Source organism: Janthinobacterium aquaticum (assembly GCF_009208565.1).
In the GTDB taxonomy this organism is placed as follows: domain Bacteria; phylum Pseudomonadota; class Gammaproteobacteria; order Burkholderiales; family Burkholderiaceae_D; genus Janthinobacterium.
In genome coordinates, this window is record NZ_WFLK01000002.1 from 81,777 (window position 1) to 107,022 (window position 25,246).

Sequence of the window (25,246 nt, forward strand, 5' to 3'; positions counted from 1 at the left end):
AAAGTGCGGCAAGTTGTCGTTTTTCTGTTCCTGATGTGGTGTTGGCCCTTTGCCACTGCTGTCACTGCTGCCCCGGCACAGTCCGGCATCGGGTATGAACACCGCGCCTGGACGCCGGTTGACGGCGCGCCTTCCGGCGTGCGTTCAATCGCGCAGACTGACGACGGCTTGCTGTGGTTCGCCACCGCGGAAGGTCTGTATCGCTTTGATGGCGAAAAGTTCTCGCGTGTCGACCAGGTATATGGGCATGCGCTCAAATCGAACATACTCAATCTGGTCAGGTCTCTCGGTGATGGCCTGGTCGTCGCTTACCAGTTTGGCGGCTTGTCGATCATACGCCATGACCGGAGCACCTTTTACGATAGCCGCAACGGCCTGCCCCAGGGCACCATACGCCAGGTGCTGCAGACATCGGATGGGCAAATCTATGCGGCCACCAGCGCCGGCCTGGCGACGCTTGATGATGGCACCTGGCATATCCTGGCCGATCAGAATCTGGCGCGCGGCAAAGTCTACGATCTCAAGGAAGACAGTGCCGGCACCCTCTGGACGTCGATAGGAACCAAGCTGTTTGCGCGCCCGAGAAGCAGCATGCAGTTCTCGTACGTGATGGAGGTGGCCGACGACAGTGCGCTTGAACTGGTCCAGGGCAAGCTGATCGTGACCACGCCGGAGCTGGCCCGGGTTCAGCTTGAATCGGGCCAGAAAAATCAGTTGAAAGACCGGATTGCTTCGCCTTACGACAGTGTTTTTGACGGGCCCAATGCGACCGTCTGGGCCTGGTTCAGCGACAAGCGCGGCATGGTGCGCCTGACCAGCAGCCAGAACGGCCAGTGGGTGACCGCGCAATCCTACGATGCAGCGCGCGCCGACAAGAGTGCCGTCATCAGCACGCTGCTCGATCGCGAGGATAATCTCTGGATCGGCACTTTTGGCGGTGTCGAGCGCTATCGCATGCAGCGCATCAGGGAGTATCCGACGCAAAACAATCTGTACAGCCATCTGGTTCATCAGGGTCTGGGCAAAAGCATGGTGGTCGCCTCGCTGGGAGGCGGCGGCATCCGGCGCATCACCGATTCAGGCTATGTCAAACAGTGGGATCTGCAGGATATTGCCGCGATCTGGCGTGAAAACGATGACAGTTTGTGGGCCGGCTCGCGCGCCAGGCTCTATCACCTTACTTCACGTGGCGTGGAGCAATGGCCGCTGCCCGCTGGTTTGCCGGCCAGCAGCACCGTGCAGTCCATCGCGGTCGATGCAAAGAGCAACGTGTGGGTCTCGATCACGCGTGCCGGACTGTACCGCTTCCGAGACGGGCTCTGGACCCGTGTCGACACGTCGGTGATGGGCGCCGACGCCATACCGATCATCGCTTACGCCGGCTACTCGGGGCGGGTCTGGTTTGGCTACACTGAAAACCGGCTTGGCGAGTTGGTCGATGGCGTCATGCGCAGGATACCTATCGATGAGGCCAGCGGAATCGGCAATGTGCAAAGCCTGCTGGAAATTGATGGCAAGCTGCTCGCTGGCGGTGAAAAAGGCATCGTATGGATCAATGCGCGCGGCAACAAGGCCTTGTTGCCCGAGCACGTCAAGATGTTTCGCGGGGTGACCGGCATGGCGCTGGACCAGCAGCGCAATCTGTGGGCGCACAGCGTGGACGGCATCTATCAGATCGAGCAGGCGGAACTGAACAAGTTCTGGAGTCATCCGCTGCAAAAGCTCAAGTGGGAAAGCTTTTCCGTAACAGACGGCGTGCGTGGCGTTGCCAGCCAGGTCGGGCCCTTGCCCACGCTGGCCGTGGCGCCCGATGGCCGCATTTTCTACGCCACCGCCAACCAGGTTGGCTGGATCGATCCGCTGGCCATCCGGCGCAACCGGCGTGCGCCCGATGTGTTGATATTGAACCTGCGCCATGGCGACGTTGAACTGGAGCCCAAAGGCGATATCAGCCTGCCTGCCGGCACCACCGCGCTCGATATCCGGTATGCCGTGACCGCCATGTCGATACCGGAAAATGTGAAGATCAAATACAAACTCAGTGGCGTCGACCAGGCCTGGCGCGAGGGCGCGGGAGAACGCCTGGCCCGCTACACCAATCTTTACCCGGGCAGCTACAGCTTCCAGGTGATTGCCGCCAATGAGGATGGGGTCTGGAATATGGAAGGGGCCAGGCTGAACTTCGAAATACTGCCGATGGTCTGGCAGACTGTCTGGTTTCGCCTGATTGCGGCACTATTGCTGGTGCTGGTGCTGATCGCGTTTCACCGCTGGCGCCTGCGCACCGTGGCGGCACGCTCGGCCGAGCGCAACGCCACCAGGCTCGAAGAGCGTGAGCGCATCGCCAGAAGCCTGCACGACGATCTGCTGCAGGGGGTGTATGCCCTGATTCTGAAATGCGCCACCATCCTCACGCGCCTGCCCAAGGATAGCCAGGAAGAACGCATCCTCGAGTCGGCACTGAGCCAGGCTGAAAAGCTCGTTGCCAGCACCCGTGATGAAGTCATGGCGCTGCGCGATGGCCAGTCGGCAACCCAGATCATCGCCGAGCTCCACGATGATATAAAAATGTACGAGCCGACCCGTGGCGGCCGCCTCAAACTGCTGGTGTCGCGCAAGATGGTGCGGCTGCGTCCCGACATTACCAGGGAAATCTGCCAGGTCTTCAAGGAAGCGGTGATTAACGCCCTGACGCATTCCGGCGCCACTCATATCGTTGCCACGATCATGATTACCGACACGCTGCTGGAGGTGTCGGTCACAGACAACGGCGTCGGCATTGCGCCCGATGTCATGCGCTCCGGCCTGGCCGGCCACTGGGGCATTGTCGGCATGCGTGAGCGCCTGGCGCGGCTCGGCAGCGTGCTGGTCATCGAACGCAATGCCGACGGCGGCACCACGCTGGGCTTTGTGCTCGATATAGGCGACAGCTACAACTAGCGTCCGGCTCTCGCGCTCAGTCCCACAACGCCTGGCGCAGCAGAAGCAGCGCCAGCAGCCACATCATGGCGCCGATCAGGCTGTCGAGCACCTGCCAGGCGCGCGGGCGCGCAAACAGCGGCGCCAGCTTGCGCGAGCCATAGCCCAGTGCCGAAAACCACAGCACGCTGGCGCTGCTGGCGCCGGCGATAAACCACGGCCTCAACAGCGGCGGGTGCTGCGCGCCGATGCTGCCCACCAGCAGCACCGTGTCGAGATAGACGTGCGGGTTGAGCAGTGTAAAGGCAGCTGCCTGTGCCAGTGCTGCCAGACGACTCAGCGGCACGCCGTTACTTGCTGCCGTGAGTGCACTGGCGTGGCGCGCGCGCTTGAGGGCTTGCCAGCCATAGGCAGCCAGGAATACGGCGCCGGCCAGCGCCAGTGCGCGCGCCAGGGCAGGGCGGTCGCCCAGCGCCTGGCCCATGCCCAGTACGCCGGCGCCGATCAGCAGCGCGTCGGCCAGGGCACAGAACAGCACGATCAGGCCGACATGCTCGCGCAGCAAGCCCTGGCGCAGCACAAAGGCATTTTGCGCACCGATGGCCACGATCAGGCCCAGCCCCAGCAGCAGGCCTTGTGTATAGACGGGAAAAACGGGGAAGGTCAGGTGTGTCATGCGTGCATCTTGTCAGTGTGGGCAAATGAAGGCAAACTATCTTTTCTTCATTCCATTAAGTTTTGCTAAATGCTCGACTATGCCTCCCTGTCTGCCTTGGCCGCTGTCGTGCGCGAGGGCAGCTTCGAGCGCGCCGCGCGTGCGCTGCATGTGACGCCGTCGGCCATCTCGCAGCGTATCCGCGCATTAGAGGAACGCGCCGGCTGCGCGCTGGTAGTGCGCGAGCAGCCGTGTCGCGCCACCGAAGCAGGGCGGCGCCTGTGCCAGCATGTCGACCAGGTGCGCCTGCTCGAACACGAGCTGCACGGCGCCTTGCCGGCGCTGGCACCCGCGCATTTCAATCCGGCGCCGCTGCCGATTGCCGTCAACGCCGACAGCCTGGCTACCTGGCTGGCGCCGGCCATCGCCAGATACGCTGCCGCCCATCCGGTGCTGCTGGAGGTGGCGGTTGACGACGAAGACCATACCAGCGGCTGGCTGCGCAATGGCGCCGTGCTGGCCGCTGTCACTGCCACGGCCCAGCCTTGCGCAGGCTGCAACAGCAATGCACTGGGCGCGATGCGCTACCTGGCCTGCGCCAGCCCGGCGTTCGTGCAGCGCTATCTGGCCGGTGGCGTCACGCCCGAAGCGCTGGCGCGTGCGCCCAGCCTGCGCTTCAACCTGAAGGACGACCTGCAGTCGCGCTGGGTGCAACAGCAATGCGGCCAGGCGCCGCCCTTGCCGCACCACCTGTTGCCGTCGTCGCAGGCGTTTTTGACAGCGGCCGTGGCCGGCATGGGCTGGGGCATGCAGGCCGAAGCGCTGGCAGCACCCTATCTGGCCAGCGGTGCGCTGGTCGAACTGCTGCCGGCTACGCCGCTTGATGTGCCGCTGTACTGGCAGCATGCGCGCGCCGCCTCCAGCCTGCTCTACGGCCTGGGCGCGGCCATTGCGCTGGCCGCCCGCAGCAACTTGCTGCCACCCTAAGCAGTAACCCTGCTGGTACCGCTGTTAAATGGTAATGATTCTCATTTATAATTCATCTGATGGCATCGGGCATGCCGAAGGAGAATGCAATGGGCAGCTGGCTGGACAAGGAAGAACTGATCGCGCAGGAGCATCGCATCCTGCTGGGCGAATACGGCCGCGAGCAGGCGCGGCGCATCGCGCAGCTCGAAGCGCAACTGATGCAGGCCCAGGCGCAGATCGTGCTGCGCGATACCCGGCTGATGCTGGCGCGTGAAGAACTGGTGCAGCTGGCCGTGGCGGCGCCCGGTTTGCCCACGCGCATGCGCCTGGCACGCAAGGTCGAGTGGCTCAGTGAGCGCGTGCAGGACCTGATGCGCGAATTGCTGCGCCTGCAGTGGACGCCGGCGCCGTCAATGCTGGCATCGGTGCGCGAGAAAGCCGTGCTGTGTGTCGGCCAGGATCTGGGCCGTCTGCAAGGCGCGAACCAGGCCCAGCACGCCATCGAGCGCGCCGGCGGGCGCTTTTTGCACCATGCCGGCACCGGCGACGACCAGGCCGCCAGCGAACAGCTCGAAGCGAGCCTGGTGGCAGCCGACCTGGTGATCTGCCAGACCGGCTGCGTCAGCCACGACGCTTATTGGCGCGTGCATGACCATTGCCGGCGCACAGGCAAGCAGTGCGTGCTGGTGGATCAGCCGCAGGCGATGCACTTTGTGCGCAAGGGGGAATTGCTGGGAGCCTGATGCTGATGGTGCGAAGTGAAGGTCGCTAAATAATTTTTTCAGGTATGCAAAGTTACAAGGCGAAAAACGGCGGGCCAGGGACGCGAGTCTTCGCTTGGCCCGGTGTTCCTTTGCCAACGTTCTGGGTGGGTATCATCTTTTACTGGTGTGCTTGTGGCGCAGGCGCGTTAACTCGGCGGCAACCGCGCCTGATGCCGGTACTCACCCACCCAGCAACGTCGCCGCTGCCGTGGGCATCTGGCGGTTGCTGATGCTGCCGCTGTCGTTGGCGGTGACTGCGATCAGGCCCATGTCGATGGCTGGGTCGAACAGCGCCAGCGCGCGTTCCAGTGCTGGCTTGACGGCCATGCCGCCGGCCAGCCACTCGTAGACGCGGTACGCCAGCAGGTGGCGCACGATCTGTTCGCCGATGCCGGTGACCGCGACCGCGCCATCCTTGCCGGCATAGAAGCCGGCGCCGATAATCGGCGAGTCGCCCACGCGGCCCATCAGTGCGGGCGCGGCGCCGCCGGTGGAGACGGCCACGGCAAAGTGGCCGCCCGCTTCGCGCGCCACCGCACCGACCGTATCGCAGGCTGCGCCCGCTGGCAGGTCGCAAGGGCGCGGAAAATTCCAGTGGTCGGTCAAGGCGCTGTTGGGATAGCCCTGCACCAGCGGCTGGCCGTCGCGCAGTTTGTTGAGAATTTGCTGGTGGCGCTGTTGTGCGTTGGCGGTGGTGGGGTCGTAATCGGGCAGGCCGATCTGGCGCGCGTACTGCTGAGCGCCGCTGCCGCACAGCAGCCAGTGCGGTGTTTCCGTGACGGCCGCCGCCAGCTGTACCGGATTGCGCACGCGCTGCACGCAGGCCACGGCGCCCAGCGCGCCGCGGCTGTCCATGATGGCGGCGTCCATCTCGATGGTGTGGCCGTCCAGTCGCAGTGACGAGCCGCTGCCGGCGTTGAAGCGTGGATCGTCTTCGAGTATTTCAACGGCGGCAATTGCGGCCGACAGCGCGTCGCCGTCGGCGCGCAAGGCAGCGACGCCGGCATGGGCGGCGCTGACGCAGCCGTCCTGATCGTCGAGCCTGGCGCCTGCGCCGCCGTGTACCAAGACCAATGGCGTCATGTTTTTCCTTATCCCAGTAGTTGACGGAACATGCGCGTGGCCATCAGGCCGCTGGCGCTGTGGTGACCGGCCGGCGTCATCAGCGACTGCAGCATCGCCATGGCGGCCTCTTTGCTGCCGCGCGCTGCAATGCGCTGTTCGAGCTGGCGCAGTGCGCCATGGTCGTCGTCCTGATGGCGGCGGATAATGCCGCGCGGGCCATGCTGGCTGCGCGGCGCCTGCTGCAAGCCGAAGGTGTCGAGCGAGCGCTGGCGCGCGCGGTAGCTGAGCATGCGCGGCGCCGGTGCAGCCTGGCCATCGGCGGCTGGTGCTGCGGTAATCCAGTCCTTCAGCACCTGTTGTTCATAGGCGCTGAAAACACCGAACATTTCTGCGCGTTCGCTCTGGATCAGGCGCCAGAAGCGGCTGTTTTCGGCCGGTTCGCCGCGCTGTATCCAGCCGGCCTTTTCCAGTTCGCCCAGCATGGATGGAATCTGCTGCGGTGTGCTGAGCCAGTCGTTGATGCTGCGCCCTGCCACGCGGCAGTAGTCCGAGTGCATGTTCTGGCCGGCCACGGCCTTGGCGGCCAGGATGCGTACCAGTTCGGCCTGCAAATCAAAACCTTCGATCACGGAGGTGGTGCAGGCGCCCAGGTCGTTGAGGCGGTAGCCGTCCTGCACGCGGCGCATAAAGACCTCGGCGTCCAGCCCTTGCGGAACCAGTTGTTGCAGCGCCTGCACCGCCTTGCAGGCGTGGCCGGTGCTGCCATTGTCGACCGTCACATGCAGCGTGAAGTAATAGGGATCGCTGCCCAGTTCATTGAGTTCGTAAGCGGTGATCAGCAGATGCAGTGGCAGTTGCTCGTAGCCGAGATTGAAGCCGATAATTTCGGGCAGGAAGTGCTCGGCGTTGTAGGCCAGCGCCAGCTGGATCGCGCCTTGCACGAACTGCTCCTGCGGCAAATCCTGCCACTGGTCGCACTCTTCGCTGGCCAGCAGTTTTTTATACAGCACCACATGGTTTTTTTCCGGTACGCCATCGCCCAGCTCTTCCAGATAGGTCTGGATCAGCGGGCGGAAGTCCGGGTCATTCCAGTGCGCCAGCAAACCGAACAGCCAGGCGCCGTCCACCAGCTTGGTCGGTGCCACGTTTTGCAGGAAATACAGCGCGTGCGACCGGTTGCTGAAGTAGCGGCGTGGCGCACCGTCGCGCCGTCCTTGCAGATAGGCGTGGTATTGCAGGCCGACGTCGTGCGCGCGTTGGTTCATCCAGTCCATCAGCGCGGCCTGGTTGTGCGGCATATCGGAGTGCAGCGCGCGTGCGTGGTCGAGTTGGCGGTCGAGATAAGCGCGCGCAGCGGCGCCGCTGTCGGCGTCCGGCGCGCCCTTGTTGAGCGCAAAATACAGGGCCCTGGCATCGTTCTGGGCGATCTGCGCCGCGCCGGGCAGGGCGGCGTTCAGTGCGGCATTGATCGGCAGGGCGTCGGCGAGGTTGGACATGGCAGAGAGTTCCATAATGAACGTTGATCACCGGTTCATTATGGGTGGCGCCAGCAGGGCTACCAATCAGCTTTGCCCCTGTGTTCGTGTGGGACGGCTCTTACAACTGCTTACATCTGGTTGTCAGCGTCTGTCAGGCAGTCTGCAGCGTTTCGGCAGCAATGCGCTCGGCAATTTCCGGCATGTCCGGGCGTATCGCTTCGATCAGTTCCGACAGCGACGAGGCGCAGCCGAACACCATCACGTCGCCCGGTTCGCACATGGCCAGCCCGAAGCGGATCGCGCGGTGCACATCGAGCTTGCAGTGCAGCCTGCCATGCAGGGCGCCGCCTTCGCGCGCACCCTGCGCCAGCAGGCGCGCCGTGTCCCCCTGCTGGCGGCCGCGGTTTTCCGACTCGTAGATCACCAGATGGTCAAAGCCGGCCGCACAGACGGCGCCGATCTGGCGCAGGTCTTCGTCACGCCGGTCACCCGGCGCAGATACCACGCCGACCAGCTTGCCGGTGGCCAGATGGCGCGCCATGCCGGCCAGCGCCGTATAGGCGGCGCTGTTGTGGGCAAAGTCGAACACCACCGTGATGCCGGCCACGTCGATAATATTGGAGCGCATCGGATTGCTGCGCGCATCCGACACAAAACTGGCCAAGCCCGCCACGATGGCGCTGCGCTTGACGCCGGCCGCCACCAGTGCGCTAGCTGCCGCCAGCGCATTGGCGATGTTGTAGCGTGCCGCGCCGGCCAGCGTCACGGGCAGCCGGTGCGCATCGCACAGGGCCAGGTGGCGCCTGCCATCGGCCAGCACCATGGTCTGTTCCTGCAGATACAACGCGCGTCCGCCGGCGGCCAGATGGCGCACCAGTTCCGGGTTTTCGGCATCGAGCGAAAAGTAGAAGATTTCTACGTGCTCACGCGCCTGCCGGCCGATGGCCACACAATGTGCGTCTTCGGCATTGAGCACCAGCACGCGCGCAGCCGTATTGGCCACCACCTGCTTGACGCGCGCCATGTCCTCGAGCGTCTCGACGCCATCCATGCCCAGATGATCGGCGCTGACATTGAGCACCACCGCCACATCGCTGCGATCGAAACCCAGGCCGCGCTTGAGGATGCCGCCGCGCGCCTGTTCCAGCACTGCAAAGTCGACATCGGGCGAAGCCAGCACCTTGCGCGCCGACTGGTAGCCGGTGCAGTCGCCTTCGCTGACCATCTGGCCGTTGATGATCACCCCTTCGGTGGTCGTCATGCCGACGCGCGCGCCGGTGCCAGCAATGGCGTGGCCGATCAGGCGGGTGGTGGTGGTTTTGCCGTTGGTGCCGGTAATGGCAATCACGGGGATGCGCCCGTTGCCATTGCCGAACAAGCTGTCAGGATTGGCATGGCCGGCTTGATCGCGTCGCACCCGCCGCTGCGCGCTGCCCCAGCCCAGTTGCAGCATGCGCGAGCCTTCTCTTTCCAGCAGCGGAATGCCGCGCTGCTGCGCGTCGGCCCGCAACTGGCGCACGGCGTCGCTTTCCGCATGGCGCTGCGCCAGCTGCTGAAAAGCGGCCAGGCGCGTGGCCGGGTCGGGAGCATGCCCGTCGGCCAGCGCTTGCAGCATCGCCAGTGCCGTGTCGAGCGCCGCTTCGGCCACCGGTTCGCAAGCATAGGCGCAAACGAGCTGATAGTGCCCGCCCTGACCGGTCAGCGCGCTGACCTGGCTGAACTCCACCGGCGAGCCGGCCAGGCGCTGCAGCGCCATGACCATCAGGCGCACGGTGTCGCCCAGGCTGGCGCCCAGCGGGGGCGAAGGCAGTACCTGTGCCAGCCGGTCCTGCATGGACTGTGTCAGCTGCCCATGATCGAGCGCCAGTACCGCCTGCATGCATGGCACGCTGGCGTGCAGGTTGGGGCCGCGCAGAAAGCGCAGTGATTCAAGCTTCATGGCGGTCCTTGTGGTCTGCTTTGTGGTCTGCTTCATGATCCGCGATGGCACGGGTCACCGTGTTCAGGAAGGGCAGCAAAGCGGCTGGCACATTGCTCGCGCCGGCGCTGTAGTGGGTGCCGGGTGGCAGCAGGTGCAGGCGCACGTCGACCAGTTGCGGGCAGTCGCCACTGGACACATCGGCCATGGTGGAAAACATGGCGTGGCCGTCCAGCACCGTGACTGCGCCCTGACCGCATACTTCGATGCCGGCGCCGCGCTTGACGATCAGCGCCGTGTCTTCATCAATGCCCACACCGAGCAGATACGGGTTTTGCGCCACCACCGTCAGCAGGCGCGCCAGCCGGTGGCGCTCCGAGAAATGCTGGTCGATCACCACGCCGTGCAGCAGGCCGAGGCCCGCGCCCAGGCTGACCGTGCCTTTTTCCGGCTGCAGCCCGGCCCGGCCGGTGGCCAGCATATGGCCCGACATGGCCGAGGCGCCGGCGCTGGTGCCGGCAATGCAGGCGCCGCGCTGTACATAGGCGGAGTGAATGGCGGCATCGAACGGCGTGCCGCCGATATTGGCCAGCAGCCGCTTCTGGTCGCCGCCGGTAAAGAAGATGCCGTCGGCAGCTGCCAGTTTGTCCAGGATGGCGCTGTTGCTGGTGTCGAGGCGCGAGTTCATTTCAAGGTGGACGCGGTTTTCCACGCCCAGTGTGCCGAACGCTTGGTCGTACATCGCCCACATGTCGTCGGGCACGCGGCTGGCGGCCGAGATGACGACGATATTGGCGTCGCTGCCGCCGCTCAAGTCGATAAAGCGCTGCAGGATGGTCATGTCCTCGCTGCGGTCTTCGTGGCCGCCGATGATCATCAGGTGGCCTTGTTTTGCTGCGCTCATGAATGTCCTTGTTCGGGTAAGTGTGGTCTTGATGTAGCCTGTAGCGCGACGGCGGCAATGCGTTCGGTCGACGCGCGGGCATGGGCTTCGCGGCCCAGTTCACCGCCAAATACGTCGGGATCGATTTCGCGGTAATGCCAGTTGAAGCGCGCCGCCGGCAGCAACTGCTGCAGGCGTGAGTAAAACGGATCGCGGCCATCGACGATGGCCACGCAGGTGTAGAGCAGCAGCGTGCCGCCGGCAGCAAGGCGCTCGACTGCGCTGGCCACGATGGCCAGCGACAGGCCTTCACCGAGTTCGCCGCCGCCGTGGCAGTAGGTGCGCTGGTCCGTGTCGAGCATGAACGGCGGGTTGGCGGCGATCACGTCGAACTGGCCGGCCAGGCCGCGCAGCAGGTCGCTGTGCGCCAGGCGCACCTGGCCGGCGCCAGCCAGTTCGGCGTTGACGGCCGCCAGCGCCAGCGCTTTCGGGTTGATGTCGACGCCCCAGACTTCGGCATGCGGCAGATACTGCGCCAGCAGCACGGCGCCCGGGCCTGCGCCACAGCCGATATCGACCGCGCGCCTGGCGCGCAGGCGCGTCTCGTCATCGATTCCCGTCTGCAGCAGCTGCCCGTAGCGGTAGGTGTCGGGGCCGAAAAAAACGGCGTCGCTCTGGCTGGTCGGGAAACCGGAGTGAAAAAACAGCTTGCCATCGAGCGTGGCGGCGCGCAGGGCGCTTTTGTAGCCCAGCGCATGCGCGTCCAGTATGCCGGCCTCGCGCATCAGCGCCATGATGTGCGGCGCCAGCAGGCCTTGGGCAAAAGGCCGGTTCCAGCCGAAGACACCGCGCAGATCGCGCGCCAGCTCATTGCCTTCGCGGTCATTGACGCGCCGGTGGCTCGGCGGCGAAATGGCCGTAAACGCATAGCCGGCCTCGCGCAGCGCCACGCCCAGCTTGAGCAGCGCGGTATTCATGGCGCCAGCACCATGGTGTTCGATTGCTCGGCGATCTGCTGCGCACCGGCCGGATCGTTGACGCCAATCGCCGCCACCAGGTCGGCCAGCGACGAGGCGCACGAGAATACCAGCACGTCGCCGGGGCGGCAGCGTGCAATGGCCTGGTCGAGCGCAGCGCGCGGTGCGTCGATCTGGCCCCACAGGGTGCAGCGCGAGGCTGCATCGGCAATGCCGCCCGTGATCAGCGCGCCGGTGGCGCCGGCAGCGCGCCCGCGCCTGGCCGATTCATACACAAGCAGTTCGTCAAAGTGGGCTGCGCAAGCCGCGCCGATGGCCTGCAGATCGGCGTCGCGGCGGTCGCCGGGCGCCGTTACCACGCCGATCAGTTTGCCGCTTTCGCCGGCCAGCGAGCGCGCCGCGCTGCCCAGCGCGCTGTAAGCGGCCGGGTTGTGTGCATAGTCGACGATCAGGGTGAGGTTGTCGCGCAGCTGGAACACATTGGTGCGCAGCGGATTGGTCTGGCTATCCGAGACAAAGCTGCGCAGCGATGCGGCAATCTGCTCAAGCGCAAAGCCGCTGGCCAGCAGCGCTGCGGCTGCAGCGAGTGCATTGGCGATGTTGTAGCGCGCATGGCCGCCCAGCGAGGAGGGCATTTCAAGCGCCGCCAGCAGGGCGTGGCGGCGCGTGCCATCGGCAATAATCAGCTTGCCATCCTGCAAGTAGGCGCCGCGCCCGCCATGCTCGAGATGGCGCAGCAGTACCGGGGCGTCGGCGTCGAGCGAAAAATACAGCAGTTCCACGCCGTCTTTCAGCATGCTGTCCATGGTCACGCAATACGGATCGCTGGCGTTCAATACCACCGCGCGCGAAGCGCTTTCCGCCACCACGGCCTTGACGCGTGCCAGGTCGCCGATATTGTCGATGCCATCCATGCCCAGGTGGTCGGCTGCCACATTGAGCACCACGGCCACATCGCATTGATCGAACGCCAGGCCACGCTTGAGGATGCCGCCGCGCGCCGTTTCCAGTACCGCAAAATCGACTTCGGGCGCCGTCAGCACGGTGCGCGCCGACCAGTAGCCGGCGCAGTCGCCCTTCAGGATGCGCTCGCCATTGATAAAGATGCCTTCGGTGGTGGTCACGCCGGTACCCAGGCCAGCCTCGCGCGCCGCATGCGCCAGCATCAAACAGGTAGTGGTCTTGCCGTTGGTGCCGGTAACGGCAATCACGGGAATGCGGCCGTCGCCGTGCGGGTACATGGCTTCGACAATTGCGCCGCCAGCGTCACGCGGCTGGCCGGCGCTCGGATACTGATGCATGCGGATGCCCGGTGCAGCATTGACTTCGATCACGCCGCCGCCCTGGGCGCGCAGCGGCCTGGCGATATCCTGGCAGATCACGTCGATGCCGGCCACGTCCAGGCCTACCTTGCGCGCAGCGCGCACGCACATCGAGCGCGTCTCGGCCGGCAGCAGGTCGGTCACGTCTTCGGCCGTGCCGCCGCTTGACAGGTTGGCGTTACCGCGCAGGACGACGGTGGCGCCGGCAGGTGCAACGCTGTCGGCCTCGTAACCCTGTTCGCGCAGCAGCAGCACGGCGCTGTCGTCGAGCGCGATACGGGTCAGGATATTGGTGTGGCCGACGCCGCGCGCCGGATTGCGGTTTTCTTCCGCCACCAGTTCGGCAATCGTGCGTACGCCGTCACCGATGACTTGTGGCGGACGGCGCAGGGCGGCGGCCGCCACCTTGTTGCCGGTCACCAGCACGCGGTAATCGTGGCCCTGCAGGAAGCGCTCGACAATCACATGGCGGCTGTGGCGGCGCGCCAGCTCGTAGGCGGTGGCGATTTCTTCAGCAGTGGTGCAGCGCACGGTCACGCCCTTGCCGTGGTTGGCGTCCAGCGGCTTGATGGTGACCGGTTTGGTCAGGCCAGCGGCCACCGATTGCGCCTGCGCCAGCGAGGTGACGGTAGCGCCGCCCGGCACGGGAATGCCGGCTTCGGCCAGCAGCGTCTTGGTCAATTGCTTGTCGCTGGCAATGCGTACCGACAGGTTGCCGCAGTCGCCGGTAATGGTGGCCTGCAGGCGCTTCTGGCGCGAGCCCCAGCCCAGCTGGAACAGGTTCGAGTCTTCCGACAGCCGCGTGGCCGGTATGCCGCGCAGCCGCGCGGCGGCAATCACGGCGGCGGTGCTGGTGCCGATGGTGCGCTGCTCAACCAGTTCGCGCAGCGTCGCCAAAGGTGCTGCCAGTTCAAACGCTTCCCGGCGCAGCAGCGCGCCGACCATCTCGACTGCCACCGGCAGCGCTTCGCTGGCCAGCTGTTCCAAACTATAGCCGCTGACCAGCCGATACTGCGCCGGCTGCCCTCGCACGGGGCGGCTGAGGCAGCCCTGTGCCGGTGCGCCGGCCATGGCCTGCAATTCGCGCAGCGCCAGTTCCAGTGCGTGGCCGAGCGCAAAGTCGCCGCCATCGCGCTGGTGCGAGGCAGCGCCCTGTTCCTGCAAACCGGGCAGCCGTGCGCACAGCGCTTCATACAGTTGTGCGATGTCGTCGCCGCCGTGTCCCTGTTCCGGCGCCAGGTCGATCACTGCCATCAGGGCAGGAGACCGGGCGTACAGGTTGGGCCCGCGCAGCAGGCGTTTTTCGATGATATGCATTTTCTTGTCCAGGCAGACTGATCAGTATTTCCGGCGCGGTCGCGCACGGAGAGTGGGGCGAACACGGTGTGTTCGTGATGATCTGATTATCAATGTTGCTGATGACCTGACCAGTCGGCCACACCCTTGCCTGGACGTAAGAAAATGACTACAGGGGGCGATACGGTGGGGCGAGGGTCAGTCGCTTATGTGCAGAAACGTACGATATAGCGCGCAATTGATGTGTAACATCGAATCAGTTCTTCAACTTTGCTTGATGAACACAGGTATTTGATCGTTTCCCTAAAGCTTCATCAATTGACAGAAATGTTTCATTGTTGAATCCACCTGCTCGGAGAACTTTCTTTTCAACATCAACTTAAATTGGAAGACTATATGAACGTAGGAATCATTGGTGCCGGTCATATCGGCAGCGCCCTTGCAGTGCGACTGGTCAGTCTGGGACATTCGGTCTATATCGCCAACTCGCGCGGGCCGGAAACGCTGAAAGACGTGGCGCAAAAAACTGGCGCGAAGGCAGTGACGGCGCAGGAAGCTGCCCGTCATGGCGAAATAATCGTGGTCACCATTCCGCTCAAGAATATTCCCGACCTGCCCAAGGACCTGTTCGTCGATGTTCCCGCCGACGTGCCGGTCATCGACACGAGCAACTATTATCCGATTTTGCGCGATGGCCATATGCCGGAGCTGGAAACCGGTGATCTCACGGAAAGCGAGTGGGTGCAGCAGCATCTGGGCCGCCCGCTGATCAAGGTATTCAACAATATTTTTGCTGAGCATATCGTGACCAAGGGTGTAGCCAAGGGTACCGCTGGCCGTATTGCATTGCCGGTAGCCGGCGATGACGCGCCAGCCAAGCAAAAAGTGATGGCGCTGGTCGATGAACTGGGTTTTGATCCGGTCGATAACGGCGGCCTGCATCAGTCCTGGCGGCAGCAGCCTGGTACGCCATGTTATGGCGCCGATCTGCCGGCCGACAAACTGCGCGAGCTGTTCAACCAGATGGGAACACAACGCAGCGAAGCACAACACGCCGAGTACCTGGCCAATCACGCCAGGCTGGAACGTGACATGGCGCAAAAAGGCGAAAACTGAAGCAAGGTGCCACGAGGCTGTCCAATAGTGTGCCAGTAATTGGCCGCAGATCTGCGCAAAGTGCAATCGCCGTGATGCGTGCAGCTGCCGGCCAGGCGGAGCTTGGCATTTTGTTGCGACTGTGCAGTTCAATGCGGGCGTACAGGTCGGCTATACCAGTAACTTTGGGGATCCCTTTGTATGCACTGTCGAACTGCAGTGCGCTCAAGGGCAAAGTGCAGTTGTCAGCCGCGTTGGCCGTTGCTCAGTGTGGGCACCCGGCCTTTTTTCGGGGAGGGCAGGGCACGTATTTCCCTGGCTCTAGGCGAAGTGGCGTAGCTTTCATGATTGCTGCACGGTTGTCGGCATGATTGTTTTCTGTAACATTATCTAAACCGGCTTGGCCACCATCAGGTAAAACACCGCCAGAAACGCAAAAAATGCCGGAATACCGAGCAGCACCCAGGCCTTGAAATAGCGCCAGAAGGCCGGCGGCAGCGGCGTGCCGGCAGCTGCGGCTGCGGCGGACAGGTCGCGCAGGCGCATCTGCAGCCAGACCACGGGCAGCCAGCACAGGGCGGCGATCACGAACAGCACGATCGAGTACATCAGCCATGGACTGTGCAGCGGGTAGCCGGCCAGATGCACCAGGTAAAAGCCGGTAGCCGGTTGCGCAATCATGGTGGTGCCGGTAAATACCCAGTCGGCGAACACCACGATACGCGTGACCACGGCGATGGCCGCGACGTTGCGGCTCAGTACGGCAAACAGCAGATACCAGGCCGAGCCGATGCCGGTGCCGAACAGCAGGGTGGAAGAAACAATATGCAGCCATTTGACGATCAGGTATTCCATGTGGGGCCTCGTTCGGTAACCGGTGGTTTTTCCAGCGCGTACAGCAGCCAAAGCACGCCCAGCATGGGCAGGTTCTTGCTGAGCGGCCCATAGGGGTGCCAGAGAAATTCGGGCAGTTGCACGGCGATGACGATGGTGTAAAAGCCGATCAGCGCCGCTTGCGCCAGCCATAGCCGGCTGCGATGGCGGCGCGCCAGGAACAGCGTGGCCAGGCCGAACAGCAGGTCGAGCGCACTGGCGCCATACAGCATCAGCGGCGCCAGCGCCGCCGGAATGCCGCTGCGTTCAAGCAGCGCGTAGCTGTCCTGCCGTGGATAGACAAACGCCGATACCCACGCAGTCCACAGCCAGACCAGTGCCATGGCCAGGCGCAGCATCGGCAGCAGCCAGGTCAGCTGCGCCAGCGTGCGCGCTGTGCGCGGGTCGGTAAGAAATTGCTGCGGCTGGCGCGGCGGGTGGCCCAGCAACTGCGTGGTGGTGGCGACATCGGCTGTGTTATCGCGCATCAGCATGCGCAGGCTGTCTGGCGTCAGCAGGCAGCCGGGCAGCTTGGCGCCCAGCGTTGCTGCCGCGCGCGCCATGCCCGCCGGTATGGTGAGTACGTACTGTCTTCCCAGCCCCATGGCGCGGCGCAAGGTGGCCAGGTAATCGACAAACGGCAGGGCGGTGGGGCCGACCAGGGCAATGCGCTGCTGTAGTGGCTCCGACTGGTCCAACAAGGCGACAATGGCGCCAACGGCGTCCTCCAGGTGTACCGGCTGCACCAGCTGCGTTGCCGCGCCCAGGCGCACCGTCAAGGGCAGGCTGGCCAGCATGCGAAACACCACCGAACTTGCGCCATGCTCGCCATAGACGAGTGATGGCTGCACGATATACGCACGCAGAGCGGTATGCTGCGCCAGCGCAGCCAGATGGTCGTCCGCAGCTTTTTTGCTCAGGTGATAGCTGGTGTCGGCCGCTTCGTCAGCACCGAGCGCGGACAGTTGAATCACCAGCTTGACGCCAGCCTCGGCGCAGGCGTCAAACAGCGCGCAAGGGGCCGCCACATGCACAGTAGCAAAACGCTGCGCGCCGCTTTCGTTGAAAATGCCGACCGTATTGATGACCGCGTCGATGCCGGCCAGGTGCGTCAGCCAGTCATGCTTGCTGGTGGCGTCGGCAAAGTCGACACGGGCAAAGCCCAGGCGTGCGTCGTGGCCGGGGCGCCGCCCGGCGGCTATCACCTGATGCCCGCGCTCAAGCAGGCGCTGCACCAGCGCCGCGCCCAGCAAGCCGGTACTGCCAGTAAGCAAAACACGCATGGACTGCCTCTTCGCGTCGACAAGCCACCATACACCAATACGGCAAAGTGGCGCAGACGATATGGCCAATTTCCATGCTGGAACAAAATGCATGACACGCGGCATAATGGCCGGTCTTTCTGAACAAGGAATGCTGATGCTGTCGCTGTCTCTCGGGCCGCTGGTCCTGCCCATGATGATGTTGCCGGTGCTCGCTACCATCGGCGTGTATTACCTGGTGGGCTGGTGGCTGCACCGTTACCGCGCCATGGCGGATGTGACGCCGATGCTGTCCGGCTTGCTGCTGGCCGGGGCGTTGTCGTCGCGCATCGGTTTTGTGCTGCGCTGGCACCAGCAGTATCTGGCCGACCCCTGGTCGATTATCAATATACGCGATGGCGGGTTTATGGCGCCCGACATGATCGTTGGCGTGCTGCTCTATGCCGCCTGGTGTGGCAGGGGCGCTGCGCGCCAGGTTTTGCGCAAGCCGCTCGGCATCAGCGTGCTGGCCGGCCTGCTGGCCTGGGGCGCCGGCAATCTGGCGCTGGCAGTGGCCAGGCCTGCACCGGCTGCACTGCCGGCGGCAGTCTTGCGCACGCTGGACGGCGCACCAGCCAGCCTGGCGGGCCTGGCGCAAGGCAGGCCGCTGGTGCTCAACCTGTGGGCCAGCTGGTGTCCGCCATGCCGGCGCGAAATGCCGGTGCTGGCCGCAGCGCAGCAGGCGCGCAGCGATATCGTGTTTGTGTACGCCAACCAGCGCGAAGAGGACGCCGCTGTCAATGCTTTCCTGGCAAGCAGCAAGTTTGAACTGCAGCATGTGCTGCTCGATGCGCCAGGCGCGCTGGGCCATGAGGCTGGCTCATCGGCGCTGCCCATCACGCTGTTTTATGACGCGCAAGGGCGCTTGCAGGCGACGCATCTGGGTGAATTGTCGAGCGCGTCGCTGGCCAGCAAACTGCGCCAGATCAGTGCGCAGCGCTGAGGCTTCGCCGCAATCGAAGCACTCAAGCTATTACGCCAGCAGCAAGGGGTGCTGGCTGGCCGTATGAAAATCGCGCCAGACGCGGTTGATGTCGCTGTCCTCGCGCGCTGCCTGCAGGCCGCAATACGGGTAGAGCTGGTCTACCGCCTCGCGTGCGCAGGCGCACAAGGCCAGCGCGCCCTGGCGGATGCTTTCGCGCTGCCCGGCATCGAGCAGCACGCCATCGACGACCTGGCACCAGCTGTCCTCTAACATCATGTAAAAATCGTTGCGGGCGGCATTGAGGCTGGTGTCGTGCCGCTGCAGCACGGCAGCCGCGTGCGGCACCTGCAGCAGCGGCAGTCCGGTTGCGGCATGCCGGCGGCGCGCCATGCACGGCGCGGCCAGTTGCAGGAAATGGCGCGCCATGCCGGCCAGATTGGCTGCCAGCGTGACATAGGCCAGCGCATCGAAAGGATAGCGGTACAGCGGACCATCGCTGGTGGCGGCAGACGCGTCGATGGCAAAGCCGTGGCTTGCGCCTACCCATTGCTTGTCGATCTGAAAGCTGTGCGTGCCGCTGGCATGCATGCCGATGCTGCGCCAGGACGGCGTGACGGTGACCATGGCCGCCGGCACGATAAAGGCACGGATGCGCGGCGCGCCAGCTTCGTCCAGCAGCGGTTGGCCATCGGCGTGCAGCACGGCATTGAGGGTGAAGTGGCTGGCCATTGGTGCGCCGCTGGCGTATTCCCAGTTGCCGCTGAGCCGGTAGCCGTCGCCTTCCTGCACGGCGCGGCCGGCAGCACCGCTGCCGGCCAGGCACACGCGCCGCGTGGAGATAACATTGCGCGCCATGTCCGGCGCCAGAAAACCGGCAAACCAGCCGGCGCCAGCGCATAGCGTCAGTACCCAGCCCGTGCTGCCGTCGATGGCGGCTACCGCTTCTTCCAGCCGTACCGCCTGCGGCAGCGGCAATTCGGCACCGCCGGCGCTTTTCGGCGCCAGCATGGCCAGCCAGCTGCGCCGGTGCAGCACCGCCTGTTGTGCGGGATGCAGCAAGCGCCCGGCGTCGGCTTGGGCTACGTGGCGTGCGATGCGCCGGGCATCGCGTTCAGTCAGCAGGTGGCTTGCAGGGATGGTCATGCTTGGTGCGGGCGGTGGCGAAGGCCCGCATCTTCTCACAAACCACGCGATTGCAGCACTACTGCAGCAGCATGGCGCCGCGCTGCAGGCGGAAGCGGCTGACCACCTGTGCCAGCCGGCTCGCCTCGTCCTGCAGCGATTCGGCGCCCTGCGCGGCCTGTTCAACCAGCGTGGCGTTCTGCCGCGTGACCTTGTCCATCTCGGTGATCGCCTGGTTGATCTGTTCGATGCCAGCCTGCTGGGCTTGGCTGGCGCCGTTGATGTCGGCCATGATATCGGTGACGCTGCGCACGCTGGAGACGATCTGGTCCATGGTGGCGCCAGCTTCGTTGACCAGCTTGCTGCCGGCCGCCACCTGGCTGACCGAATCGTCGATCAGCGCCTTGACTTCGCGCGCGGCCTGGCTCGAACGCTGGGCCAGGTTGCGCACTTCCGACGCCACCACGGCAAAGCCGCGTCCCTGTTCGCCGGCGCGCGCCGCTTCCACCGCCGCGTTCAGCGCCAGGATATTGGTCTGGAAGGCAATGCCGTCGATCACGCTGATAATGTCGACGATCTTCTGCGACGAGGCATTGATCGAACCCATGGTGCCGACCACCTGCGCCACCACCGCGCCGCCCTTGACGGCGACCTCGGAGGCCAGCGTGGCCATCTGGTTCGCTTCGCGGGCATGGTCGGCGTTCTGCTTGACCGTCGAGGTCAGCTGGGCCACCGAGTCGGCCGTATGGCGCAGCGAGCCGGCCTGCTGACCGGTGCGGGCCGACAGGTCGAGGTTGCCGCTGGCGATGCGTTGAGAAGCGTCGGCAATCGTATCGGTGCCGCCGCGCACCTGGCCGACGATATCTTGCAAGCTGGTGTTCATGGCGTTCAATGCCTGCAGCAGCTGGCCGGTTTCATCGCGTGTACGCACCACCACATTACTGGTCAGGTCGCCGGCGGCCACCTGGCGCGCCACGTCGAGTGCCTGCTGCAACGGGCGCGTAATGCTGTTGCTGGCCTGGATAGCCAGGAACACTGCTGCCAGCGTGGCGCCGGCGGCCAGCAGGAGAATGATCAGCCGCGTCTGCTCGGCTTGTTTTGCCGACGCCGTACCCGACGATTCCATCAGTTGCGATTGATAGCTGACCAATTGCTCCAGCGCTGCGAAATACGCCTGCTGGCGCGGCAGTAGCTGCTTTTGCATCAGGCTCTTGGCTTCGAATTTGCGGTCTTCGGCGATCAGCGCGATCACGTCTTTCCGGACCTTGTCGAACTGCTGGCGCGCCGTATTGAGTTGCGTGATGCGGCTGCGGCTGTCAGCCGAGGCCGGCAGCGCTTCGAGCTTGCCGACGGTGGTGTCGATATGGCGCGCAATCTGCTCGACATGCTGCACTTCCTTGTTGGCCAGTTCGGCTTCGACCGTCAGGAAGATATTGCGCATGGCGATCATGGTTTCGTTGACGTCATCTTTGATCGTGTGCACCAGCACGGTTTTCGGATAGCTGTCCTCGTTCATGCGGCGGATTTCGCTGCCCAATTCGCTCACGCGGGTAATGGCCACCAGCGCCAGTACCAGCAGCAACGCAATAATGGCGCCAAAACTGACGGCCAGCCGGCGGCCGATTTTCAAGTCCTTGAATCTCATGTGACAAGTCTCCTGGTATTTTTTTTGGTCCGCCGTGAGCCTGGCGCAGGGCGAGAAACCCCGGCAGATGGCTGATGGTAGAACCGCTGGCGTAGTTTTGCCAATCAATAATTTTAGATGCCTAATACCAATTCTTGTATCACTGCAGGCATCACCTGGCGGCAAGTTTGAAAAGTTTGACGAGGGAAAAGCAGGTATGGCGAAAAAGGCCGCAGATAAGGGGCGTAGCCCGTATAATGTCGGGTTTTGCGGCCAAGGCCGTTCACTACACCGAGAAATACATGAGCACACTTCCAGCATGTCCGCAATGCAAGTCCGAATATACCTACGAAGATGGCAGCAATCTGGTCTGCCCCGAGTGTGCGCATGAATGGTCGGCCACGGTCGCCGACGCGCCGGAAGAGGGCGCCAAGGTGTACCGTGATGCGTCCGGCAATATCCTGCAGGACGGTGACACGGTCAGCGTGATCAAGGACCTGAAACTGAAGGGCGGCGGTGGCGTGGTCAAGATGGGCACCAAGGTCAAGAATATCCGCCTGGTCGACGCCGACCATGATATCGACTGCAAGATCGACGGCTTTGGCCAGATGAGCCTGAAGACGGAATTCGTCAAGAAAGTTTAAACGCAGCACCATCCATGCAAATCGAGACCATCCGCCAGCGCCTGCGTGCGCTGGGCGCCAAGCCCCTGCACGAACAGCGCGTGCTGCGCGACTGGATCCAGGCGCAGCCGCACGACCAGGGCCGCCGCCGCGCCGAAGACTTTTTGCCTCTGCCCGTGCGCGAGGCGTTGCCGGCGCTGGACGCCGAGTTGCAGGGCATGCTCAAGGTAATCAGCACCCATCCCGGTGCCGACGGTTCGGCGCGCCTGCTGGTGGGCCTGCACGACGGCCAGACCGTGGAAAGCGTGCTGCTGCCGCGCGACGGGCTGTGCGTGTCGAGCCAGGTCGGCTGCGCGGTTGGCTGCCAGTTCTGCATGACGGGGCGCGACGGCCTGATACGCCAGGTCACCAGCGGTGAAATCGTGGCGCAGGTGGTGCTGGCGCGCACCTTGCGGCCCGTAAAAAAAGTCGTGTTCATGGGCATGGGCGAGCCGGCGCACAACCTGGCCAACGTGCTCGAGGCGATCGAGCTGCTCGGTACCGAAGGCAATATCGGCCACAAGAACCTGGTGTTTTCCACCGTCGGCGACCCGCGCGCCTTCGAGCGCCTGCCTCAAGGGCGCGTCAAGCCGGCGCTGGCGCTGTCGCTGCACACCACCAAGGTGGACCTGCGCGAGCAATTGCTGCCGCGCGCACCGCGCCTGTCGCCGCGCGAACTGGTGGACTTTGGCGACTACTATGCCGGCCTGACCGGCTACCCGGTGCAGTACCAGTGGACGCTGATGGAAGGCGTCAACGATGGCGACGACGAGCTCGATGGCATCGTCGCGCTGCTCAAGGGCAAATACGCGGTGCTCAATATGATCCCGTACAACACCATCGACGACCTGCCGTTCAAACGCCCGAGCTGGGACAAGGCGCGCGCGATCGCCGCCCGCCTGCACGAACGCGGCGTACTGACCAAGCTGCGCGACTCGGCCGGCCAGGATGTCGAAGGCGGCTGCGGCCAGCTGCGCGCGCGCGAAGCCAAGGGCCGCAAAGTGATCGGCATACGCGCCGCTTGAACAAGCGGGGTCAGTTCCGCCAATCAGACACGAACTCTTCCTTGATCTGTGGTTTGGTGTTGCAACCGCCGCTGTATTTCTGCCTGTCCAGGCAAGGTGCCGATTAACAGATGAGGTCGTGTCGAATTGGCGGAACTGACCCCGGCGTTTGCGGACTACCTCAAACTGACCCCGGCGTTCGCTGACCCCGCGTTTGTTCAGGCGCCTGCCAGCAGATCGTTTTCGTTCAGTATTGCATAAGCGATTTCCGGGTGGGCGGCCAGGCAGCGGCGTATGGCGGCGGGAATCGATGCGCGGGTCTTGCGGCACAAGCCGGGCTGTTCATCGAGAGCGATCTGGAAGCCGCGCACAGTGCGCACTTCGTTGCTGCCCGCTTCGATGCGCAGTACCACGCCCAGGTTTTTTTGCAGCTGCAGGCCGAGCTTTTGCAGCTGCGCGTAGCTGCTGATGGCCTCGATATGGGCCAGCAGCTTCTTTTCCTCCGTCAGGTTCAGGCGCAGCACATCGCGGCAGGCCTGCGCATCGTGCAGCAGCTGCTCGCGGCGGCAGTCGCACAGGTTCGGCGGACACTCCTTGCGCACTTCAAAGTCGATAACGGGCATGGCGGCACTTCCCATGGCGGACGGTGCGCCTATTCTGGCACAAATCTGCGCAGGCTTGACCATATGCATGGCGTCGTGCGCCGGGCCATGTTGTAATGTTGGCCATTTTTATCGAGGCCGCTGGAGCAGCAATGAGAACCCGTACCAAGATTTGCTGTATTGCCTCGATCGACGAGGCGCAACTGGCGATTGCCGCCGGTGCCGATGCGCTGGGCCTGTTGCCTGGAGCCCAAGCGGCCGCGATTGCCGCCTGGGCGCCGCCGCCGGTCAGCACCTTCCTGATGACAGCGGAGCGTACGGCCGCGCTTATCGCCGAGCAGATCGCCACGGTTTATCCCACGACCATACAGATCAACGAACCGCTTCCCAGCAGCGAGCTGGCCGGGCTGGCGCGCACCGCGCCGCAGGTGCGCCGCGTCCAGGTGGTTCACGCTGAACACGCTGATGCCATCGCACGCCTTGCCGCCTGCGCACCGCATGTGCAGGCATTTTTGCTCGATATGGGCACGCTGCAGGATTGGCCATTGGCTGCGCGCCTGGTGCGCGCCAGTTCGCGCCCGGTGTTCCTGGCCGGCGGCCTTGATGACCGCACCCTGATCGGTGCGCTGCGCCAGGTGCGTCCTTACGGCATCGAGCTGTGCTCGCGCGTGCGCACAGACGGCCAGCTCGACGTGCTCAAACTGGCCATGCTGATGGCGGCCGTGCGCGAAGCCGATGCCGCCCTCTATGCGGAGGGGTGAAGCAAAAGCGGGGGTTTTACCATTTCATCGACCAGCGCCTGCGCAAACGCTGCCACCATGCCGCTGGCTTCACGCGGCGAGACCAGGCCGACCACCGAGTCAGCGTGTTCATCTTCCAAGCTCAGAAAGCACACGCCGGGCGGTGCGGCCAGGCGCATGCTGTCGGGGACGATGGCGATGCCCAGGTTGGCTTCGATCAGGTTCAGCTGCGATGTCTTGCGCGACAGCGCGCGCGCCGCTTTCGGGAAGAAGCCCTGTGCCAGGCACAGGCTGGCCACCAGGTAGCTCAGGCCGCCACGGTCCTTGTGCGGTATCGACACGAACGCTTCGTCTCGCAGCGCGGCGATGGTGGTCGTTGGCTGCGCCGCCAGCGGCGAGTGCTGCGAGACGGCCACCACCAGCTTTTCGCGATACAGTTCGCGCACGACGATATTGGCGTGCTTGCGCAAGGTGGGCAGGCGCACCAGACCCAGGTCGGCGCGGCCTTCCTCGATATCGGTTGCCTGGTTTTCCGACGAACCTTTTGATACATCGAGCGACACGCCAGGAAACTGCGCCAGCAGGCGCGCCAGCACGGCGCCGATAGCTGGCGTCAGCGTGACGGAACTGGAATGGAGCAGGCGGATAATGCCCTGCGCGCCCTGGCCCACATGGCGTGTCTGGCGCACCGTTTCCTCGATCTCGTCCAAAATGCGTCTGGCGCGCTCGTAAAACAGCTGGCCGGCTGGCGTCAGTTCGATATGGCGCGCATCGCGCGTGAGCAGCAGCGCCTGCACTTCGTTTTCCAGCTCCTTGATCTGGCGGCTCAGCGCCGACTGGGCGATATACAGTTTTTCGGCCGCGCGCGAGTAGCTGCCAGCGTCGACAATCTCGACAAAGTAGCGGAACTGCTTGAGTGAAATCATGTGTATGCCGTTTTGAGATGCTTGAGCGCCTAATTTGATATTAGATTTGCCTGCCTGTACACATTACAGTGGTTCCATCGATTATCACTGCAAAGGAAACAGCATGCTTGAACTGATTGGTGTTGT

General features: G+C 64.1%; 21 protein-coding genes. 8 read left to right on the forward strand and 13 right to left on the reverse strand.

From position 1 onward, the window contains the following. The first annotated feature begins 33 nt into the window (after positions 1 to 33). A complete protein-coding gene (locus tag GCM43_RS03295) occupies positions 34 to 2,940 on the forward strand; it encodes a sensor histidine kinase (RefSeq protein WP_152242097.1) in 2,907 nt (968 codons plus the stop codon). A 16-nt stretch (positions 2,941 to 2,956) separates the two neighbouring features. Here the strand turns inward: GCM43_RS03295 and GCM43_RS03300 are convergent, their stop codons facing one another. Continuing rightward, positions 2,957 to 3,595, reverse strand: coding sequence for a LysE/ArgO family amino acid transporter (locus GCM43_RS03300; RefSeq protein WP_152242098.1), 639 nt, complete (start codon positions 3,593 to 3,595; stop codon positions 2,957 to 2,959). Positions 3,596 to 3,664: 69 nt separating this feature from the next. On the opposite strand from GCM43_RS03300, the gene GCM43_RS03305 reads away from it, so the two are divergent. Together GCM43_RS03305 and GCM43_RS03310 are read left to right on the forward strand one after the other, a co-directional pair. Next, entirely contained in the window at positions 3,665 to 4,561 is an 897-nt protein-coding gene (locus GCM43_RS03305; RefSeq protein WP_152242099.1) for a LysR family transcriptional regulator ArgP, read from the forward strand. Between the two features lie 71 nt (positions 4,562 to 4,632). Then, positions 4,633 to 5,286, forward strand: coding sequence for a DUF2325 domain-containing protein (locus tag GCM43_RS03310; protein ID WP_226929300.1), 654 nt, complete (start codon positions 4,633 to 4,635; stop codon positions 5,284 to 5,286). Positions 5,287 to 5,487: 201 nt separating this feature from the next. On the opposite strand, the gene GCM43_RS03315 is transcribed toward GCM43_RS03310, so the two are convergent. The 6 genes from GCM43_RS03315 to cphA all read right to left on the reverse strand — a co-directional run bounded on the left by GCM43_RS03315 (position 5,488) and on the right by cphA (position 14,267). Next, complete coding sequence (locus tag GCM43_RS03315) at positions 5,488 to 6,390, reverse strand: isoaspartyl peptidase/L-asparaginase (protein WP_152242100.1); 903 nt, start codon at positions 6,388 to 6,390, stop codon at positions 5,488 to 5,490. 8 nt (positions 6,391 to 6,398) lie between these two features. After that, positions 6,399 to 7,868 carry an iron-containing redox enzyme family protein gene (locus GCM43_RS03320; protein WP_152242101.1) on the reverse strand — a complete coding sequence of 490 codons (1,470 nt, stop codon included), beginning with the start codon at positions 7,866 to 7,868 and terminating at the stop codon, positions 6,399 to 6,401. A gap of 133 nt (positions 7,869 to 8,001) precedes the next feature. Further along, positions 8,002 to 9,789 (reverse strand): Mur ligase family protein, encoded by a 1,788-nt coding sequence (locus GCM43_RS03325; RefSeq protein ID WP_152242102.1) that lies wholly within the window; start codon positions 9,787 to 9,789, stop codon positions 8,002 to 8,004. Beyond that, positions 9,779 to 10,672 carry a cyanophycinase gene (locus GCM43_RS03330; protein ID WP_152242103.1) on the reverse strand — a complete coding sequence of 298 codons (894 nt, stop codon included), beginning with the start codon at positions 10,670 to 10,672 and terminating at the stop codon, positions 9,779 to 9,781. Before GCM43_RS03330 ends, GCM43_RS03325 begins: the two co-directional genes overlap by 11 nt. Beyond that, positions 10,669 to 11,628, reverse strand: a complete 960-nt coding sequence (locus GCM43_RS03335; protein WP_152242104.1) for a methyltransferase — start codon at positions 11,626 to 11,628, stop codon at positions 10,669 to 10,671. Before GCM43_RS03335 ends, GCM43_RS03330 begins: the two co-directional genes overlap by 4 nt. After that, positions 11,625 to 14,267, reverse strand: coding sequence for a cyanophycin synthetase (cphA, locus tag GCM43_RS03340; RefSeq protein WP_152242105.1), 2,643 nt, complete (start codon positions 14,265 to 14,267; stop codon positions 11,625 to 11,627). Before cphA ends, GCM43_RS03335 begins: the two co-directional genes overlap by 4 nt. Before the next feature lie 375 nt (positions 14,268 to 14,642). On the opposite strand from cphA, the gene GCM43_RS03345 reads away from it, so the two are divergent. Continuing rightward, positions 14,643 to 15,362, forward strand: coding sequence for an NADPH-dependent F420 reductase (locus GCM43_RS03345; protein WP_152242106.1), 720 nt, complete (start codon positions 14,643 to 14,645; stop codon positions 15,360 to 15,362). A 369-nt stretch (positions 15,363 to 15,731) separates the two neighbouring features. On the opposite strand, the gene GCM43_RS03350 is transcribed toward GCM43_RS03345, so the two are convergent. Beyond that, positions 15,732 to 16,196, reverse strand: coding sequence for a DUF2269 family protein (locus GCM43_RS03350; protein ID WP_152242107.1), 465 nt, complete (start codon positions 16,194 to 16,196; stop codon positions 15,732 to 15,734). Next, positions 16,184 to 17,497: an SDR family oxidoreductase gene (locus GCM43_RS03355; protein WP_152242108.1), complete on the reverse strand. Its 1,314-nt coding sequence runs from the start codon at positions 17,495 to 17,497 to the stop codon at positions 16,184 to 16,186. Before GCM43_RS03355 ends, GCM43_RS03350 begins: the two co-directional genes overlap by 13 nt. 136 nt (positions 17,498 to 17,633) lie before the next feature. Between GCM43_RS03355 and GCM43_RS03360 the strand changes: the two genes are divergently transcribed. Continuing rightward, entirely contained in the window at positions 17,634 to 18,458 is an 825-nt protein-coding gene (locus GCM43_RS03360) for a TlpA family protein disulfide reductase (protein ID WP_152242109.1), read from the forward strand. 30 nt (positions 18,459 to 18,488) lie between these two features. Here GCM43_RS03360 and GCM43_RS03365 read toward each other — a convergent pair whose 3' ends face one another. Together GCM43_RS03365 and GCM43_RS26465 are read right to left on the reverse strand one after the other, a co-directional pair. Further along, complete coding sequence (locus tag GCM43_RS03365) at positions 18,489 to 19,583, reverse strand: acyl-CoA dehydrogenase family protein (protein WP_152242110.1); 1,095 nt, start codon at positions 19,581 to 19,583, stop codon at positions 18,489 to 18,491. Positions 19,584 to 19,641: 58 nt separating this feature from the next. Beyond that, on the reverse strand, positions 19,642 to 21,207 hold the full coding sequence (locus tag GCM43_RS26465; RefSeq protein WP_152242111.1) for a methyl-accepting chemotaxis protein: 1,566 nt from the start codon (positions 21,205 to 21,207) through the stop codon (positions 19,642 to 19,644). A 281-nt stretch (positions 21,208 to 21,488) separates the two neighbouring features. Here GCM43_RS26465 and GCM43_RS03375 point away from each other — a divergent pair, with 281 nt between their 5' ends. Continuing rightward, positions 21,489 to 21,830: a zinc ribbon domain-containing protein YjdM gene (locus GCM43_RS03375; RefSeq protein WP_152242112.1), complete on the forward strand. Its 342-nt coding sequence runs from the start codon at positions 21,489 to 21,491 to the stop codon at positions 21,828 to 21,830. 14 nt (positions 21,831 to 21,844) lie between these two features. Beyond that, a complete protein-coding gene (locus tag GCM43_RS03380; RefSeq protein ID WP_152242113.1) occupies positions 21,845 to 22,873 on the forward strand; it encodes an RNA methyltransferase in 1,029 nt (342 codons plus the stop codon). 197 nt (positions 22,874 to 23,070) lie between these two features. Here the strand turns inward: GCM43_RS03380 and GCM43_RS03385 are convergent, their stop codons facing one another. Further along, positions 23,071 to 23,475 carry a hypothetical protein gene (locus GCM43_RS03385; RefSeq protein ID WP_152242114.1) on the reverse strand — a complete coding sequence of 135 codons (405 nt, stop codon included), beginning with the start codon at positions 23,473 to 23,475 and terminating at the stop codon, positions 23,071 to 23,073. 131 nt (positions 23,476 to 23,606) lie between these two features. On the opposite strand from GCM43_RS03385, the gene GCM43_RS03390 reads away from it, so the two are divergent. Next, entirely contained in the window at positions 23,607 to 24,215 is a 609-nt protein-coding gene (locus GCM43_RS03390; protein ID WP_152242115.1) for a phosphoribosylanthranilate isomerase, read from the forward strand. Here the strand turns inward: GCM43_RS03390 and GCM43_RS03395 are convergent. Further along, positions 24,200 to 25,120 carry a LysR family transcriptional regulator gene (locus GCM43_RS03395; protein WP_152242116.1) on the reverse strand — a complete coding sequence of 307 codons (921 nt, stop codon included), beginning with the start codon at positions 25,118 to 25,120 and terminating at the stop codon, positions 24,200 to 24,202. The two genes, GCM43_RS03390 and GCM43_RS03395, sit on opposite strands and share 16 nt — an antisense overlap. Between the last annotated feature and the right edge of the window lie 126 nt (positions 25,121 to 25,246).

Coding starts and splice junctions, on each gene's coding strand:
- GCM43_RS03390 (WP_152242115.1), top strand. CDS start 23,607: ATGAGAACCCGTACCAAGATTTGCTGTATTGCCTCGATCGACGAGGCG.
- GCM43_RS03310 (WP_226929300.1), top strand. CDS start 4,633: ATGCCGAAGGAGAATGCAATGGGCAGCTGGCTGGACAAGGAAGAACTG.
- GCM43_RS03350 (WP_152242107.1), bottom strand. CDS start 16,196: ATGGAATACCTGATCGTCAAATGGCTGCATATTGTTTCTTCCACCCTG.
- cphA (WP_152242105.1), bottom strand. CDS start 14,267: ATGCATATCATCGAAAAACGCCTGCTGCGCGGGCCCAACCTGTACGCC.
- GCM43_RS03385 (WP_152242114.1), bottom strand. CDS start 23,475: ATGCCCGTTATCGACTTTGAAGTGCGCAAGGAGTGTCCGCCGAACCTG.
- GCM43_RS03345 (WP_152242106.1), top strand. CDS start 14,643: ATGAACGTAGGAATCATTGGTGCCGGTCATATCGGCAGCGCCCTTGCA.
- GCM43_RS26465 (WP_152242111.1), bottom strand. CDS start 21,207: ATGAGATTCAAGGACTTGAAAATCGGCCGCCGGCTGGCCGTCAGTTTT.
- GCM43_RS03380 (WP_152242113.1), top strand. CDS start 21,845: ATGCAAATCGAGACCATCCGCCAGCGCCTGCGTGCGCTGGGCGCCAAG.
- GCM43_RS03325 (WP_152242102.1), bottom strand. CDS start 9,789: ATGAAGCTTGAATCACTGCGCTTTCTGCGCGGCCCCAACCTGCACGCC.
- GCM43_RS03305 (WP_152242099.1), top strand. CDS start 3,665: ATGCTCGACTATGCCTCCCTGTCTGCCTTGGCCGCTGTCGTGCGCGAG.
- GCM43_RS03295 (WP_152242097.1), top strand. CDS start 34: ATGTGGTGTTGGCCCTTTGCCACTGCTGTCACTGCTGCCCCGGCACAG.
- GCM43_RS03335 (WP_152242104.1), bottom strand. CDS start 11,628: ATGAATACCGCGCTGCTCAAGCTGGGCGTGGCGCTGCGCGAGGCCGGC.
- GCM43_RS03375 (WP_152242112.1), top strand. CDS start 21,489: ATGAGCACACTTCCAGCATGTCCGCAATGCAAGTCCGAATATACCTAC.
- GCM43_RS03300 (WP_152242098.1), bottom strand. CDS start 3,595: ATGACACACCTGACCTTCCCCGTTTTTCCCGTCTATACACAAGGCCTG.
- GCM43_RS03365 (WP_152242110.1), bottom strand. CDS start 19,583: ATGACCATCCCTGCAAGCCACCTGCTGACTGAACGCGATGCCCGGCGC.
- GCM43_RS03395 (WP_152242116.1), bottom strand. CDS start 25,120: ATGATTTCACTCAAGCAGTTCCGCTACTTTGTCGAGATTGTCGACGCT.
- GCM43_RS03360 (WP_152242109.1), top strand. CDS start 17,634: ATGCTGTCGCTGTCTCTCGGGCCGCTGGTCCTGCCCATGATGATGTTG.
- GCM43_RS03315 (WP_152242100.1), bottom strand. CDS start 6,390: ATGACGCCATTGGTCTTGGTACACGGCGGCGCAGGCGCCAGGCTCGAC.
- GCM43_RS03355 (WP_152242108.1), bottom strand. CDS start 17,497: ATGCGTGTTTTGCTTACTGGCAGTACCGGCTTGCTGGGCGCGGCGCTG.
- GCM43_RS03330 (WP_152242103.1), bottom strand. CDS start 10,672: ATGAGCGCAGCAAAACAAGGCCACCTGATGATCATCGGCGGCCACGAA.
- GCM43_RS03320 (WP_152242101.1), bottom strand. CDS start 7,868: ATGTCCAACCTCGCCGACGCCCTGCCGATCAATGCCGCACTGAACGCC.